Annotated in this window: 15 protein-coding genes and 1 riboswitch; of the genes, 1 reads left to right on the top strand and 14 read right to left on the bottom strand. The window is 29.8% G+C overall.

The features are described 5' to 3' along the window. Positions 1–64: 64 nt before the first annotated feature. Together HNR33_RS01270 and yjbM are read right to left on the bottom strand one after the other, a co-directional pair. Positions 65–388 (bottom strand): carboxymuconolactone decarboxylase family protein, encoded by a 324-nt coding sequence (locus tag HNR33_RS01270; RefSeq protein WP_429079259.1) that lies wholly within the window; start codon positions 386–388, stop codon positions 65–67. 94 nt (positions 389–482) lie between these two features. Next, positions 483–1,271 (bottom strand): GTP diphosphokinase, encoded by a 789-nt coding sequence (gene yjbM, locus HNR33_RS01275; RefSeq protein ID WP_429079260.1) that lies wholly within the window; start codon positions 1,269–1,271, stop codon positions 483–485. Positions 1,272–1,628: 357 nt separating this feature from the next. Here yjbM and HNR33_RS01280 point away from each other — a divergent pair, with 357 nt between their 5' ends. Beyond that, the gene (locus tag HNR33_RS01280; protein ID WP_429079261.1) at positions 1,629–2,801 is read left to right on the top strand and encodes a MalY/PatB family protein; all 1,173 of its coding nucleotides are present in this window, start codon (positions 1,629–1,631) and stop codon (positions 2,799–2,801) included. A 44-nt stretch (positions 2,802–2,845) separates the two neighbouring features. Here the strand turns inward: HNR33_RS01280 and HNR33_RS01285 are convergent, their stop codons facing one another. The 12 genes from HNR33_RS01285 to HNR33_RS01340 form a co-directional block, all read right to left on the bottom strand. Then, positions 2,846–4,585: a methyl-accepting chemotaxis protein gene (locus tag HNR33_RS01285; RefSeq protein ID WP_429079262.1), complete on the bottom strand. Its 1,740-nt coding sequence runs from the start codon at positions 4,583–4,585 to the stop codon at positions 2,846–2,848. A 109-nt stretch (positions 4,586–4,694) separates the two neighbouring features. Continuing rightward, entirely contained in the window at positions 4,695–5,264 is a 570-nt protein-coding gene (locus HNR33_RS01290) for a xanthine phosphoribosyltransferase (RefSeq protein ID WP_429079263.1), read from the bottom strand. A 124-nt stretch (positions 5,265–5,388) separates the two neighbouring features. Next, positions 5,389–5,490: riboswitch (purine riboswitch) on the bottom strand. A gap of 93 nt (positions 5,491–5,583) precedes the next feature. Next, positions 5,584–6,624: an ABC transporter permease gene (locus HNR33_RS01295; protein ID WP_429079264.1), complete on the bottom strand. Its 1,041-nt coding sequence runs from the start codon at positions 6,622–6,624 to the stop codon at positions 5,584–5,586. Then, a complete protein-coding gene (locus HNR33_RS01300; RefSeq protein WP_429079265.1) occupies positions 6,615–7,907 on the bottom strand; it encodes an efflux RND transporter periplasmic adaptor subunit in 1,293 nt (430 codons plus the stop codon). Before HNR33_RS01300 ends, HNR33_RS01295 begins: the two co-directional genes overlap by 10 nt. Continuing rightward, positions 7,907–8,722 (bottom strand): carbohydrate ABC transporter permease, encoded by an 816-nt coding sequence (locus tag HNR33_RS01305; protein ID WP_429079266.1) that lies wholly within the window; start codon positions 8,720–8,722, stop codon positions 7,907–7,909. Before HNR33_RS01305 ends, HNR33_RS01300 begins: the two co-directional genes overlap by 1 nt. A gap of 1 nt (position 8,723) precedes the next feature. After that, on the bottom strand, positions 8,724–9,542 hold the full coding sequence (locus tag HNR33_RS01310) for a carbohydrate ABC transporter permease (protein WP_429079267.1): 819 nt from the start codon (positions 9,540–9,542) through the stop codon (positions 8,724–8,726). A gap of 15 nt (positions 9,543–9,557) precedes the next feature. Then, complete coding sequence (locus HNR33_RS01315; protein ID WP_429079268.1) at positions 9,558–10,901, bottom strand: hypothetical protein; 1,344 nt, start codon at positions 10,899–10,901, stop codon at positions 9,558–9,560. Positions 10,902–11,116: 215 nt separating this feature from the next. Continuing rightward, complete coding sequence (locus HNR33_RS01320) at positions 11,117–13,123, bottom strand: complex I subunit 5 family protein (protein ID WP_429079269.1); 2,007 nt, start codon at positions 13,121–13,123, stop codon at positions 11,117–11,119. A 51-nt stretch (positions 13,124–13,174) separates the two neighbouring features. Further along, complete coding sequence (locus HNR33_RS01325) at positions 13,175–14,629, bottom strand: complex I subunit 5 family protein (protein WP_429079270.1); 1,455 nt, start codon at positions 14,627–14,629, stop codon at positions 13,175–13,177. A gap of 41 nt (positions 14,630–14,670) precedes the next feature. Then, positions 14,671–16,146, bottom strand: coding sequence for a complex I subunit 5 family protein (locus tag HNR33_RS01330; protein WP_429079271.1), 1,476 nt, complete (start codon positions 16,144–16,146; stop codon positions 14,671–14,673). Between the two features lies 1 nt (position 16,147). Then, a complete protein-coding gene (locus HNR33_RS01335; RefSeq protein ID WP_429079272.1) occupies positions 16,148–16,510 on the bottom strand; it encodes a sodium:proton antiporter in 363 nt (120 codons plus the stop codon). Next, entirely contained in the window at positions 16,511–16,930 is a 420-nt protein-coding gene (locus HNR33_RS01340) for an MnhB domain-containing protein (RefSeq protein ID WP_429079273.1), read from the bottom strand. Between the last annotated feature and the right edge of the window lie 6 nt (positions 16,931–16,936).

Raw genomic sequence — 16,936 nt, forward strand, 5'->3', positions numbered from 1 at the left:
AGCTTAGAGTCAGAATAAAAAAAGCAGTACATGATAACCTTGATTAATCATGTACTGCTCTCTACTATAATGCATCTCCGTCTATTTCTTCTCTTAAACAGAGTAGTGCTTCCATAAATGCAGGAAATCCGGCTGTCGGTGCCACAAGCATAAGTGCATGTTCGATTTCTTCTCTTGTACAACCACTCTTTAAAGCTTTCCTTATATGAGTTCTTACTGAATAATGATGCTTGCATGCTGCTGAAGTCGATACTTTTATCAACCAACGTGTTTTCTGATCCAATGGACCTCCTTCATAATGTATCTTTTTCCCATAATTTTCATATGCTTCATATATATCTCCATACTTTTCAATAAAATACTTCAAATTCTCTTCAATTCTATCCACTAAAATCACTCCTATGTATTATTTTTCGCATGTTTATTATTACCCTTTATCAGATAATATAAACTCATAATAGACATATAGTGGACAAAAGATTCTATTCTTCATGAATTAAACTATCTAGTTCCTTATTAAAGCTTTTTAATTCAGCAATATTACCATTTTCTTGAAGCGTAATAAATCTTCTTTGAATTTGTTCAACCTGCTCAAATTTTCCTGAAAAGTAAAGATTTTGAATTTTAGTTAGAATATCTGCAACAAGTGTAGACTTTCGTATAAATAGTTCTTGTGCATCCATTATTTCATCTCTAATCTCTGACATCTCCTGATCTAACAGAAATGCTGCTTCAGCTGCATTTTTTAACCTTTCAAGTATATCTTTAGGTATATTATGCTGGAATTTATAATTCAGTGAATGCTCGATAGTTGCCCAGAAATTCATTGCTAACGTTCTAATCTGTATTTCCGCTAAAATTTCCTTTTCTCCGAAAGCAGTCTGAACTGTATATTTTATAATTATATGATAACTTCTATATCCGCTTTCCTTAATGTTTTTTATGTAATCACGTTCTTCAACAATCTTTAAGTCCTTACCATCTCTGTTTCTTATAAGATTTACAACCTTATCAATGTCATCTACTAGCTGACACATTATTCTTATACCAGCTATATCTTCAATTTGTTCTTCTATTTTATCAATCGGGACATTCCTTTTTTTTGCTTTATCTAAGATACTTGAAATTTCCTTTACTCTACCTGTTACAAATTCTATAGGCGAATATTCATCAATCCTCTTATATTCATTTCTAATACTTTTAAACTTAACTTTTAGTTCCTCAACTGCTTGTTGATAAGGAATAAGTATTTTTTTCCAATCTAGTATCATAAAATCCCCCTCTCCTATTTATAGTATAACAGATAAAATAATAGTACTATTAATTATACTATTTTTTATTTCATTAATTCAATATATACATTAATTGTCCCTCTTTTTTTGCCAAATAATACAACTAAATATTATAATAAACATACTTAAGATATAATTAACAAATTATCAGTATTTATACGTTATATGAGCTATTATTTAATAATTCTACAACACGTTAATTGACTTATTCATTATAAATTAATACAATAATAATTAATATGTAATAATACTTATAATATATTAATCTGTAAATATTTGTGGAAGTACTTATTATATAAGGAAAGCTTGATGTGATAATTCAAAGGAGGAAATGCTATGAAATATAATTTTGATCAGATTATTGATCGTTGGAATACTCACTCAGAAAAATGGGATGGTATGCTAGAACATTATGGTACTAATGATCTACTTCCCATGTGGGAAGCTGATATGGATTTTGAAGTAGCTCCTGCACTTAAGGAAGCAATGATAAGAAGAGCGCAGCACGGTATCTATGGCTATACAGTTAGAGAAAATTCATTCTTTGATTCAATTATTAACTGGCAAAAAAGAAGAAATGGTTGGACTATACAAAAAGACTGGATTAGAAACTCTTCTGGAGCTATCCCTGCAGTATCTGTAGCAGTTAATGCTTTTACTAAGCCTGGTGATAAAGTAATCATACAAGACCCGGTATATTATAGGTTTCATAATTCTGTTACACTTAATGGAAGACATATTGTAAATAATACAATGTTATATGAAGATGGAGAGTATAAAATTGATTTTGATACTCTTGAAAGACAAATTGACTCAAGAGTAAAAATGATAATCATATGTAATCCACAAAATCCTGTTGGCAAGGTGTTTAAGAAAGAAGAGCTTATACGTATTGGTGAAATATGTCTAAAAAATAATATAATAATCCTATCCGATGAAATATATTCAGATGTTGTATTTACAGGAAATAAGCACATCCCTATAGCAAGCTTATCAAAAGAATTAGAAATGTGTACTGTTACAATATTTGGACCTGGAAAAGGGTTTAATCTTTCTGGACTAAAGCCAACTATTATTGCAATTCCAAATCCTAGATTAAGAGAAGAATATGATTTCGTTTCAGATGCTATGCAAATTTTGTTAAAAAATCTATTCTCTATAGAAGCTATTGAAGTTGCTTATAATGAATGTGAGGATTGGCTCGATGAAGCAATAAAGTATTTAGAAGCAAATAGGAATTTTATGATTGATTATTTTGAAAAGAATATTCCTCAAGTTAAACTCATCAAGCCTGAAGGTACATATATTGCTTGGCTTGACTTTAATGGACTTGGACTAAATGATAAGGAACTAGAACAACTAGCTATAGAAAAAATGAAAATTGGATTTAAATATGGATACACATTTGGAAACGGTGGACAAGGATTTCAAAGAATAAACTTTGCATGTCCTAGAGAAATGTTACTTGATGGTCTTCAAAGAATAGAAAGAGCAGTAAAATCTTTATAATATGTTAAGAGCGTTGATCTAGTTAACTAGATCAACGCTCTTATTTATTCAAGCTTTAACTTTGAAAGTCTGTTAGATAGTTCTTCAGCATAAATATTAAGACTTGTCATCATTTCAGATAATTTTCTTACTTCTTCAGTTTGATCATTAATTACTGCAGACACGTCGTTTGCTGCAGCATTATTCTCTTCTGATATATCTGTAAGTGTTTCCATCTTTGACGCAACAGTCATTGCCCCTGCAGACATTTCCTCAGTAGCAGATGAAACTTCCTCCACCATGTTTGATACTTCACTTATAGAATTTACAATTTCATTAAATCTGTCTGTTACTTCAATAACATATTGGTTTCCCTCAATAGATTTCTTTGTTACATTTTCCATGGATTTTCCTGCATTCATTATACCATTTTGCACTTCTTGTATAAGATGAAATATCTCTTTAGCAGACTTAGATGACTCTTCAGCAAGCTTTCTTACTTCTTCTGCTACAACAACAAACCCTCTCCCGTATTCACCTGCTCTTGCAGCTTCAATGGAAGCATTTAACGCTAATAAATTAGTTTGTTCAGAAATTGAATTTATTGTATCAGCAATACTATTAATAGCAACTGATTTTTCTGACAAGCTGTCAATAAGGTCTGATGTTTCATTAACTACCTCAACTATACCTTCAGATTGATCTTTCAAGCTTATCATTACCTTATTTCCTTCTATTGCATTTGTGCTAGTATTTACTGCTTGAGCAGTAACCGATTGAGAGTTTTCTGCCACATTACTAACTGCTTCACTTATCATGCTGATATTTTCATTTACAACAAAAAGATCTGATGTTTGATTATCTATTCTATTAGTTATATCATCTACTAATGTATTCATTTTGTCAAAGTCATTAATAGCTTTATTCAGTATCATCTCAAACTCATTGCTGGTATTTGTTAATTGTTTTGATGTATTATTAACCTTAATCAAGATGTCATTAATAGTATCTAACATTTTATTTGTATAGTATGCTAGCTCTCCAATTTCATCATTGCTGTTTATTTCTATCCTATGAGTTAAGTCCCCATCCAGTTCTGCCATGTCTTTCATTTTATCAACTAGCTTATCAATAGAGGCTGTTTGCCTTCTTGTAATTCGACCGACTATAATTCTTATTATTATTAGAGAAAGAATTAAAATTATAACAAACCAAACAAGTATATTGATTAGAGCTTCAATAATAATATTTGTTTTGAAAGTAAAGCACATTAATGTGTTAATGCCTTGTTTAGTGTCTATAGGTATATAAACAGAAATATCAGTAGTTCTATTTTTGATATTACTATCACCTTTAGAGATTGTCATTTGTTTTGTTTCAATAGCTTGATTTTTCAATTCATCATCAGTTGAATTCTCCATAACATCTCCTAATTTTGCAGGGTTTTCTTTTGCTTTATCAATTATATAAGCCCATTTTCCATCATCTTGCTTTGAAATAATAAATACATCATCAATTATCCCTTTTTGTTTTGATGTTAGATAGTCTAAAGCTTTATCCAATAAAGCATATCCACTACTGCTTTCTCCATCATCAATTAATTTTTCTATATCAATTTGCTTCATCTGATATGCCATCACTGATGATATTCCATCTACAGTCTGCTTAACTGTGCTTAAAAGTATGCTTTGTATTGATAGGAACGAAACAATGTTCATGATTATAAAAATTCCTATAATTAATAGCATAAATCTCTTATTTAGCTGCTTTCTGATACTGGTTTTTTTATTATTTTTAATAAGCATATACCTGCCCCCTTTTTATTTCTGCATATAATTATATATTATACTACATTTTAGCAAAAATCGAGTAAGTATACTAGTCCTTTGTCAAATGAGCAGATAAATTAATATTCTATTTGAACACTATCTTCCCGTCATCAAATGAGTCAATTATTACAAGTGACTCTAAATTAATGCCTTGGTTTCTTAATATCTCTCCACCTTCCTGAAATCCTTTTTCTATAACTATACCTACTCCTTCTAGCTTAGCATCGGCCTGATTCACAATATCTATTAATCCTAAAACTGCTCTTCCATTGGCTAAAAAATCATCTAATATAAGAATATGGTCATCTGATGTTATATATCTTTTTGAAACCTTTATTTTGTATGTCTTGGCTTTTGTAAATGAATATACATCGCTCTCGTAAGTCTCTTTATCCAAATTCTTAGATTCTACCTTTTTTGCAAATACAACTGAAACATCAAAATACTGAGCTGCAATACTTGCAATTGCTATTCCTGAAGCTTCTATAGTAAGGATTTTAGTAATTCTCTTATCTTCAAATCTCTTTTTAAATTCTTTTCCTAAATCATTTAAAAATGATATATCTAGCTGATGGTTTAAAAAACTATCTACCTTTAAAATATCTGGATGCTCTATTCTACCTTCTGTCATAATTTTATTTTTTAATAATTCCACTTAATCTCCTCCTATGATTTCATTTTAAAACATAAAACTCCTAGCCATGCCTGGTTAGGAGTTCAATACAAATATCTTTATAAAAAATATATGCACTAAGACAATTTATAAGCTTAATGCTTTAAACATTGTATTAAACACCCGTAGTCGGACCATTTACGGTGGTCTGGTAGATACTCTTGGACCATATTTCCAAAGTTATACGAGCGAAGTTATTGTTTACCCATAGTTTTCTAATGCTTTAAGCTATTATACAATCTTAGTCACCAAAAATCAACAGATTTTGCGCATTTAAATGCAACCATTATTTTTCAAAATATTAATTGACTTTTTCTCTATTGGCATTTATGAATTTAAAATAAACTAGTAATATAAATATGATTATTAAAATATTAATATACTTCATGTCAGTCATTAACTCATTATATCCGTATAACATATGCATTCTAGATATATGAATATTATATTTAGCCATGCTTACATAGCTATTTAATGAAAATAAATTATCAGGAACTAATGATAATGGTATTACTAAATACGATATTAGTTTTATTATAAAAATCATAATAAATACATCTATTATAATTAATTTAATAGTACTAACAAACATTCCTTTTTCACTTTTTAAAAATTTGTGCCATTCAGTTGTTCTAATTTGATTTTGGTACTGCATCTTTATACAGGTTATTTGATTCTTTATATCAACAATATTTTTTTTAAAATATAGAGCTGAAACGATGGCAATTAACAGTATTATTATATTTATATATAAGCTAATAATTTCTCTATATATAATTGGATCATATGTATTTACACCTAAGATTCTTAGATGTGTTTGAATTTTTTCCATCCACAATAAAGGTCTTTCATCTTTATAAGTCTCGAACTTTATCACTCTCTTCTCCCAATTATTATCAATTAAGTCATAGCTATATGGTATGTATATATTACTGCTTTTATCTTCAATAGCAATTACTTTATATGTCCTTCCAAGTACACTGATATTTTCTCCAATGACATTTGGTCTGCTAAAATATTTATCAACTATATTATCTCCTATTACAGCCTCTTTTTTACTAAAATCAATGACGAATTCTCCTTTTTCAAGGAAAATTTTCTTGAACTCATAGTCCATTCCAGTTGTCATTATTATATTTTCATCTTCTTTAGGCATTATATAGTTTATCGAATAAAATTGTATATTGTTTTTCTTTTTAACCTCTAAAAATTGTTCATTAGTCAATCTATCACTAAATCTTAGCTCCATTGTCATATAGTTATACTTACTCTTTAAGAAAAAATAGGGGATTAATAAAAGTATAATTATAAAAGTAATAAATAATTTTTTTCTTATTGCCATAGAAAAACTCTTACTCCATCTCTTATTTTATACGATAGATTAGTTATAACCATAGGATCCTCTATTCCCCCTAAATTTTCAACACTCACTTTGCTATCCCCTACAGCAGTTATTAAGGTTCTTACTTTTACAGCTATATACTCTGTACCAAGAATGCCCTCTTTCTTATCAACAACATACACATAAGCATCACATCCAGACTTTAAACCCTCTATAGGTACAACTGCAGCTTTAGGTATGCTCATTTGCGCTCTAAATTCTTTTTCCTTTGTTCCGCTGATTCTTTCTCCTATGGTTGGCATTCTTCTTCTACTTTCTTGGAAAACTCCTTCTATTCTTATATGATTATTTTCTACAATCTTGGATATGTTTGTTATTCTAATAGTTAGAGGCTTATCTGAAACATCATAGACCACATCAATATAGCCTCCGCCAGAAACAAAATCTTGTTCTTCTTCTGGTAAAAAGGCAACAAATTTTAAGGATTTATAGTCCTCTATAATTGCTATATCTGCTAGAACTGTATTTTGACCTAATACATATTCTGTATCACCTAGATTATATACTATACCATTAACATCAGAATGATATATTCCGTACGCATCAACTATACTATAAAATCCTTTTTTCTTAGAGCATTTATCAATATCACTTTTTAATCTTTCAATATTACTTAGTATTTCTTTTATTTCTAAAGACGCTTCATCTTTCTTTTGCTCTAGAAGTATCTGATTAGTAACCAATTCTCTCTTTAACTTGTCTATTTCCTCAACTTGCTGATTAAGCTCAGCTTCAGATATAGCACCTTGCTCAAACAGTTGTCTTGATTTAATAATATTAGTATTTTGTTTTTCTATTGTATCCTTAAGTTCTTGAATATCACTTTCTTCCTTAATAAAAAAAGCTCCATTAAGCTTATTTAGTTTAACATGCTCTTCTTCTAATGCAGTCTGTAGTCTGTTAAGTTCGTCATCTAATCCGCTCTCTATATAACTGCTATTGATTTTGAATATTGGGTCACCTACTTTTACTTCATCGCCTTTCTGAACAAAGAATTCATCAATAATAACATCTCTATCAAGCCTAACTTTATATGTTCTCTGAGGCTCAATTACTCCGCTAATTTCTAACGTTTTTTTTATGAATTTACCAGTAGGTGCTTGTACACTTACTTTAGGTAAAAAGGAATTGATTATAGACTTAGAAAAAAATCCAAGGATAAACACAATTACAAAAAAAGCAATAATTACTTTCTTAATATTTTTTACGAGCTTTATCTCCATTATTTAATTCCCCCCATTAGAATTCCTTCCTGTAAATATTTCTCACCTTTTAATAATAAAAACACTGCAGGGATAATATACAGAATTGATGCTGCATAAAAAACACTATAATCTTGAAAATATACTGTTTCTAAAAAAACAGATAATGGTTGCTTTGACGGAGTTTCAATAAATATTACTGCTTGTTCAACAAGGTTCCAATTATCTATAAATGATAGAAATATTAAAGAAATAATCGCAGGTCTTACCAGTGGTAAAACTATTGTAAAAAATATTTTAGTATAGCTAGCCCCATCTATCCTAGCAGCTTCTATTATCTCATTAGGAATATTAACAATAAACTGCCTTAAGAGAAAAATCCCAAGAGTGGAAAATATTCCCGGTAAAATTATGGCCCAATATGTATCAAAAATCTTTAGACTTAACATTTTCTCCATCTTATCAAATACTAAATAGTTTGGAACTGAGACAACTTGAAATGGTAATAAGAGTACTAGAACATATACTGCAAATATGAAGTTTCTTCCGGGAAATTTAAGTTTTGCTAGTGCGAATGCAGCAAATACTCCAACTACTATCTGACCTATTATAATTGATATAGTTAGCACAATAGAATTGATATAGAATTTAAAATATTCTCCTTTATATAGTACAATAGAGTAATATTGCTGTAAGCTAAACTCATCAGGTAATATCCTAACCCCGTCTGCATATAATTGCTGAACATTCATAAATGAACTCGAAAAAGTAAAAAACACTGGCAAAAAATATAATAAAGAAATAATTATTACAAAGATTAGTATAGCTTTTTTCATATTATTCTTCACCTACCCTTCTCTGATACCTTTTATCTAATAATAAAAATAATAGTGCACTAATAAATATAACTATAGAAAATACATAAGCTGTCGCAGTCAGCTTTTCATAGTTAAATTCTCTAAACTTATTAGTCATATAGTGTTGAAGCATATAAATGTTAATGTTAGGGTATTTCCCTTGTAGTATGTATACGTCCTTAAATATTTTAAATGAATTAATAATTGATAATATTACAACAAATACTGTAGTTGGAGTACATAATGGAATTATTATATGTCTGAGCTTCTGAATATAGCTTGCTCCATCAATCATTGCAGCTTCAATTTGCCCTTTATTAATCTGTGATAAACCTGCCAAATATAATATCAAATTATAACCAGTATTTTTCCATATGAATATTAGAATTACAATTACCATAGCATATTTAGTATAGAGTAAATCTAACCCTCCTTCACCAAATGCTTTTCTAAAAAATCCCGCAACACCAGCAGAGGGTATAACGATAGGTAAAATAATAAAAAACTTAACAAATCTCGGTGTTTTGATTTCATGTATTATCAACGCTAAGACAAATGATATTACTATAATTAGTGGTATGGATATAAGCATAAATATTGCAGTATTTTTAAAGGCTGTTCGAAAAGCAAAGCTGGCAAAAATATCTTGATAGTTCTTAAAACCAACAAAAGTAGTATCAAAACCACTTCTGTTAAATGAATACTTTATACCAGCAACAAAAGGAATAAAGTATAGAAACGCAAACCCTATTAAACTTGGTAATAAAAATAAATATCCTTTTATATTTTTGGACTCCAATATTGTCACCTCTTTTTATTCACTTAGCCATAAATTAAGCTCATCTTCTATTTTTTGCAGTTTTTCTTCAAGTTCTTCATCTGTTAATGATTCATCCTTAAAAATGTAATCAAATAATATATTTTCAAATTTACCCTCAATATATTGATATATTTCATCTAGTTCACTTGTCGAAGCTGCTTCTCCATTTTCTATTTGTTTCAAAAGGTAATTCTTTAAATCTATCGCGCGTTTGTTAACATTTCTGCTTATTTCATATTCCTCAATTTGTTTAGTAATGTTTTTATTAACTGGATATACTTTATGGTCAGTTAAGAATATCTCAAACTGTACTTCGTCACTTAATATTTCATTTATAAACTTTAATCCATTATCAACATTTTTTCCTCTCTTATTTACCATAAAACCCCATGAAGAGAAGCAAGAAGTACTTCTAACCTCAGGAAGTATGATTTGATGGGAACTACCTACTGAACCTGAGGTATTCAAGGGATTCCCAGAATATTGAGACAATAGCTCACTTTTATATCCAAAATCAATGAGCTTTCCTATGTCATAGCTTTCCTTACTTCTAGGATTTTTTATCAAGTTTACATAGTTTGAATATGTATACTCTACATTAAGTTTATATTTCCCTGAAAATATTTCATTCTTAACATCTAACATATATTTCTTTACCTTCTCATTATTAAAACTTACTCTTTTATTTTCTGAATCTAATATGTTCAATGTTCTTATTGGATTGTTTATAATTTCAAAAAATTCATCTCTAGTAAAATATCTAGGTTCCTTGTCTAGCCAACTACGTCTGATTTCTTTATAGTCAGCATAATTCCAATCAAAGGAAGGTTCCTTTATTCCTAAGTCATTTAATACAAGCTTATTAAGTACTAAAGGTTTATATACCATTCCTACAGGAACATAACAGTTTTCTTCATCTTTTAAGCTGTCGTAAATTTTACTATAATTAGGTATCCTATCTTTAATATCTAATCCTACCCCTTTAGATGCCAAATCCTTATAAGATTCTCCCCACATAGGGAAAAAAATAAGAGTAGGTCCATTATTAGTATATAATTCATCATTTCTCTTTCTAATATAATCATCAGTACTAATCTTTACCATTTTTATAGGTATACCAGTTTTATAAGAAAATCTTTCTGACATCATAGCTAATACTCTATAAGTAGACAAATAGTACCATTTATCGTAATCTGGCAATATTATGGTGACCTCTTCGTTGTGATTGTATCTTCCTTCAACATATGTTTGTTTACTAGTATTTTTATATCTTACTAAAATCAAAAGAAGAATTAATATTAGCAATATTGACACAATTCTAATTATATTTTTAGACATTGTTATGCCCCCTTAATAAAATCTAATTAACTATTACTTCATAAGACAATTTTTTAGTAATAAATTAATGATAGACGTTAACAGACATTGTAATTTTCTATTTATTTCTTTATTTTACCTCTTAATTTAAATTTATTTAATATTTTTATTTCTTTTTTGTAACATTTTAAAGCTAAAAGAGCCGTAGCTAGATTTCATTCAGCTACGGCTCTTTACTAAAAAACCAATATTATCAGAATAATTACTAGTACTGATGCAAAAACAAATAATGAATACATCATAGTATTTAATCTATCTCTGATCACACTTAATATCTCTGCTATACTTCTAGTGCCCTGCATTATACCTTCAAGTTTAATATGTTTTTTTTCTGATACAGAGGTTGATAATCCTTTTTTTAACTTATTTACTTTTCTATTTTTATCCAAGCTAATTTCAGTGTGACTCAGTTTCTTAACCCAATCACTTATTGATTTAACCGTATTAATTGCACATATATCTATACTATGAAATATTTTAGTGCTTATTTTAAATACACTTGATAGCACTGGTTTATATACACTTTTCTCCAAACTGACCCACGTGAGAGAAGGATTTATATATATTCTTTCATTGTTGACATTAGATAACAATATTTTTCTAATAAATCCAACATAAATTCCCACTCCTATCAGTATAGTAACAGTTGATGTTAGAATATTCTTTACAGTATAGAACTTAACTTCTATATGACTTTCAACACTAAATACTGATACTGCTCCTTGGATTATATTTAACAGTACATGGGGTCTAATGCCAATATAAATAATTACTACACTTAATACAATCATAGGCATAATTGCTCTTTTTTTAATAAACGCTTTATACTGCCCTTTAAACTCACTGTTTTCTTCAATAAATACCGCTACAAATATTTTTAAAAGATATGCTACCGTAAAGCTACTACTTAAGGTAAACAATATTTCTACTAATGTAAACCATGAGCTGTGATACATATGATGTGCTTCAGCCAATGCTTCATGTAATAATGTCTTACTAATAAACCCATTAGACCCTGGTACTCCTGTTATAGCAAATAGTCCAACTATAAATACCACTTTAAGAACTAGTTTATGCTTTCCAAATCCTCTTATTTTGTTTATACTTAGCTCATGCAGTATCATGTATATTATTCCTGCTACCAAGAATAGCAGCACTTTAAATATTGCATGATTAAATACATGATAAAGAACTCCATAAACAGCAATGGCTTTATGCTCTTTCAATATTCCAATAAGCCCTATACCAAGAATTATATATCCTGCTTGGCTCATGCTACTATAAGCAAGAATCCGTTTAATATTTCTTTGAAACATGGCAAGGAAACCGCCTACAAGCATGTTCAAAATACCAATAATGAACAGCACAACAGATAATGAAAAATCACCCTCCATCATTATTCCTGAAGTAATTAGTATCCCAAATATCCCTGTTTTTATAAGAATACCAGATAAAATAGCACTAGCAGGAGTAGGCGCAGCAGGATGGGCCTTTGGTAGCCATACATGAAGTGGAAACATACTTGCCTTTACACCAAAACCTACAATTATTAGTCCAGTAATAAGGTATTTTATGCTTCCAAGCTCCCTGATTTTTATGGCTATGTCGCTAATATTCAAAGTAGAAGTATAGTCAAATAACAGGAATATACCCATTAGCAATACTAGACTACCTCCTACTGCCATACCAATATAGGATTTACCTGCCTCATGAGAGTATTCATCCTCATCATGAATAATTAAAGCATAAGAAGTAAATGACATCATCTCGAAAAAAGTAAACAAATTAACAATATTCTCCGATAAAAATATGCCTACTGTAAAAGCTAAAGTCATCATAAAAAACGAGTAGTATCTATTTCTATTCTTATACTTTATAAGATATTGTGTTGAATAAATGGTAGTTAAAAACCACACAAAAACTGTTATCCATACAAATACATATCTAAAAACGTCTAACTTTAAACTTAAGCCTATTCCCATTATATCAGGAATAAACAGCTCTAATGTGTTTTGGGAAACCGGTACATATAGAAATGATACAATAACAAACTCTATTCCAGTCATCAAAATATTAAAATAATCTCTATAAGTTTCATTTTTCTTACCAATAAAATAGCTAACTAATGATCCAATCATCGGTAAAAGCATTATGACTAGTAACCACATCGTATATTGCAACATTAACCACTCCCCTTTTCTAGTCCAATAATATAGTAGATTATTATTCCTATATTAAATAATCTCTTTTACTATGCCTTCAATAAAGTTCAATACTACATTAGGAAACAATCCCAAAAATACAACTATACCTGTCAGTGCCATTATTGGTATTAACATCTTTAATGGAGCTTCTTGTCTTTCAGTGCTAGTATCTTTATTGCTTTGAAAAAATGCTGTAACTACTATTGGAAGTAAATATGCTGCTGTTAAAAATGCACTTAAAAGCAAAATTACAGCTGATAGTAGCTTGTTTGCACTCAATCCTCCCAAAGCTAGGTACCATTTACTAACAAATCCATTCGTTGGTGGTATTCCTACAAGTGAAATCGAAGCTATTCCGAAGCACCACATTGTAACTGGCATCTGCTTGCCAATACCCTTTATTTCACTTATACTTTTTTTCCCTGTATTATAATAAATAGCTCCAGCACAGAAAAATAGAGTTATCTTTATTAGCGCGTGATTAATTAGATGCAGCAATCCTCCAATTAGTGCCTTTTCATTCAACAAAACGATTCCTAAAAGTATATATCCTAACTGACTTACTGTAGAATAAGCTAATCTCTTTTTTAGATTTTCCTGGTGAAGTGCCAGTAAAGAACCTAATAATATTGTTATACCTACCAAAACACTTATATACAAGTTTCCGTTTATATCTTTTATTATATCTGCATTAAAGATATAATAGCTTATCCTTATTAAGGCAAATATACCAGATTTCACAACTGCAACCGCGTGAAGCAGTGCGCTAACTGGTGTAGGAGCAACCATAGCAGATGGGAGCCAAGAGTGAAAAGGAACTATTGCTGCTTTTACTCCAAAACCCAAAAACATTGCCATAAATATTGAAAGAAGAAGCTTGTTATCTGATGAACTTGCACTGTTTAATATCCCATGTGCAGTAAAATCGAGATTATTTGTTAAATTAAACAATAAGACCATACCTAGTAGTACTAATGTAGCCCCTCCAAAAGAATAAATAAGATACTTTTTACCTGACTCTAGCGCCTCTTTACTTCCAGCATGAATAACTAACGGAAAAGTTGCTAGTGTTAATAGTTCATAAAAAATATACAAGGTAAAAAGATTTCCTGAAAAAGCTATTCCAAGTGTGACTGCTAGAGTTGTCGTAAAAAAAACAAAAAATCTTTTTTCTTTTCCTTCATGTTTCATATATTCCATTGAATAAAACGTTGTAAATATCCATAATGATGATGCAAGCACTGCAAATAAAACACCAAGTTTATCGATTTTAAAATATATATCAATAAAAGCATTGAACCTAAACAAATGAACCTCTGTTATTTTTGTGCTATACAGTATTAATATCATAAGCAAAAAATTAATGATTATTGCAGCTGCTACAAATCCGTTCCTGATTTTCTCTTTCTTAAATTTAATAAACGCCATCATAATAGCCATTATAATCGGAAAAAATATAGGAACAAGTATTATTGCTCTATTCAAAAACTTCACATCCTTTATACACTAATCTAAAAAACCAACTGCTAATTCACAAATGTCATACTTATCATATTAATCAAATCACTTGATACGATTCCTAATATGAGCATCCCGATAGTTAATATTAGTACGGGTAATAGTTCCTTTATCGGTTTTCTTTTTGAACCTGCAAAGTTATTCTTCATATTATCTTCACCAAAATATCCATTTATTACTATTGGGAAATAGTATACAGCATTAAGAAGACTACTAATTAGAACTGTAGACAAAAATAAAATTTTTCCACTTTCTATACTAGCTAGTGCAAGGTTCCATTTGCTTATAAATCCTGGAAGTATAGGAATTCCAACCATTGATAATGCTCCTATTGTAAATACACCCAATGTAACAGGCATTTCCCTTCCTATTCCTTTTAGCTCATCTACCTTTTTCTTTCCAGTCTGTTCAATCATTGCTCCTACTGATAAGAACAGTGTTGTTTTTGTAATCGCATGTCCTATTATATGAAATATAGCAATAGTAATGCCTGCTGTATTTCCAAGACCTATACCATAGAATACGTATCCCATTTGTGCAACTGTAGAATAAGCTATAATTCGCTTTATTTCCTTCTGCATAATAGCAAGTACTGAACCAAGAATCATCCCTAGATTTCCTAGTATAAACACAATATCTAGTATGGGAAATTTGCTTAGCATTTCAAAACCAAACACTCTATATAGAATTTTCATATATAGCAATACGAATGCTTTTAATACTATTGATGAAAGTAAAGCGCTTGATGTAGATGGTGCACTTGAATGCGCATCAGGCAACCATGTGTGTAATGGAAACATGGCACTTTTAACTCCTAATCCAACAGTAAATAATGAAATAGCAATAAGAATTGTATTATGATAATCTCCATGAATAGAAAGAAGTTCCTTCCCAATATAAGTCATGTTAAGATTCCCAGTTATAGAATATATAAACGCTATCCCCATTAATACTAATCCTGACCCCAAACTACTAAGAATTAAGTATTTGAGAGTTGCTTTAATATTTTCTTTCTTATCTTTAATCACAATAATGCCACAAGAAGCTAATGTGCTAACTTCAATAAATACAAACGCATTGAACATGTCATTTGTAAATACTATCCCTAATAATGCACCTATTAATATATTTATCAATAAATAGTAAAAAGGTATTTTCGACTCATCAATTTCTTTATCAATACTGTATATTGAATACCAAATAATTATGGCTGATATTGTCGTAAACAAAATGCTGATTATCGATTCTACGATACCTATTTGAAGCTCAATACCCCAAGGAGCATCCCAATGCCCTACTCTATAAGTGAATCCTCCAGATTTTACAACATATATGAAAACAATAGTAGACAGCAAACTTGCTATTGTCATTATTGATAAACTTATAATCTTTACTGTTTTTCTCTTTTTTATTATTGGCATTGTAAAAGAGCTTATAAAAAGAATTAGTATTATTATAAGTGGAAAATTTTTTATATACGTCATATTACTCTCCTCTCATTTTAACGATTTCATCAAGTTCTATAGTTCCATACTTTTCATGAAGTTTGATAGTAAGTGCTAAGAGAAATGCTGTCATGCTCACTGCAACTACTATTCCTGTAAGCATTAATGCAGTGGGAACTGGATTTATATATCCCTCTATTCCTTTGTTAGCACCTACAATAATCGGTGCCTCTCTTCCTCTTATATAACCCTTTGCAATGAAAAACAAAAATATTGCTGTGTCCATTATATTCATGCCAATAATCTTTTTGATTAAGTTACTATGCATGAGCATGGTTGCAAAGCCCACACCAAATAAAATAATTGCTCCTGTTTCAATATAATTTGTCATTAATTTTTCCATCTATATTTCTCCTTCATAGAACAAGCTGAAAAAAAAGTATATAGTTATTGCTACAATACAACCAACAGCTATGTTAAGCGGTAATATGAACCCACCACTAAAAATATTACCTGGATCTCCTAATGGAATATTGAACCCATGCATGTTACCTCCACCTGCTAAAAAGCTATATCCTTTTAATATTCCATAAATAATTAATGCATAACATATAGTCTTTAATAATGTTGCATATTTCAGTTTATTTTTTGCTTGTTTCTTTCCAAAAGCTATCCTGTATAATATGAAACTTACGCCAATAATGGTCCCTCCTGCAAAGCCTCCTCCAGGTGACAAATGACCAAAAAATATAACATATATCCCAAAAACCTGTATAATAGGTATCATCATCTTACTTATTTCTTTTAAAATTGTGTTGTTCAAGTGAAA

It is taken from the genome of Brassicibacter mesophilus, assembly GCF_050433385.1.
GTDB lineage: Bacteria > Bacillota > Clostridia > Tissierellales > Proteiniboraceae > Brassicibacter > Brassicibacter mesophilus.

What these genes read in the sequence shown, in the direction of transcription:
- yjbM (WP_429079260.1), bottom strand. Translation starts at nt 1,271, where the DNA reads ATGATACTAGATTGGAAAAAAATACTTATTCCTTATCAACAAGCAGTT.
- HNR33_RS01280 (WP_429079261.1), top strand. Translation starts at nt 1,629, where the DNA reads ATGAAATATAATTTTGATCAGATTATTGATCGTTGGAATACTCACTCA.
- HNR33_RS01285 (WP_429079262.1), bottom strand. Translation starts at nt 4,585, where the DNA reads ATGCTTATTAAAAATAATAAAAAAACCAGTATCAGAAAGCAGCTAAAT.
- HNR33_RS01295 (WP_429079264.1), bottom strand. Translation starts at nt 6,624, where the DNA reads ATGGCAATAAGAAAAAAATTATTTATTACTTTTATAATTATACTTTTA.
- HNR33_RS01300 (WP_429079265.1), bottom strand. Translation starts at nt 7,907, where the DNA reads ATGGAGATAAAGCTCGTAAAAAATATTAAGAAAGTAATTATTGCTTTT.
- HNR33_RS01305 (WP_429079266.1), bottom strand. Translation starts at nt 8,722, where the DNA reads ATGAAAAAAGCTATACTAATCTTTGTAATAATTATTTCTTTATTATAT.
- HNR33_RS01315 (WP_429079268.1), bottom strand. Translation starts at nt 10,901, where the DNA reads ATGTCTAAAAATATAATTAGAATTGTGTCAATATTGCTAATATTAATT.
- HNR33_RS01320 (WP_429079269.1), bottom strand. Translation starts at nt 13,123, where the DNA reads ATGTTGCAATATACGATGTGGTTACTAGTCATAATGCTTTTACCGATG.
- HNR33_RS01330 (WP_429079271.1), bottom strand. Translation starts at nt 16,146, where the DNA reads ATGACGTATATAAAAAATTTTCCACTTATAATAATACTAATTCTTTTT.
- HNR33_RS01335 (WP_429079272.1), bottom strand. Translation starts at nt 16,510, where the DNA reads ATGGAAAAATTAATGACAAATTATATTGAAACAGGAGCAATTATTTTA.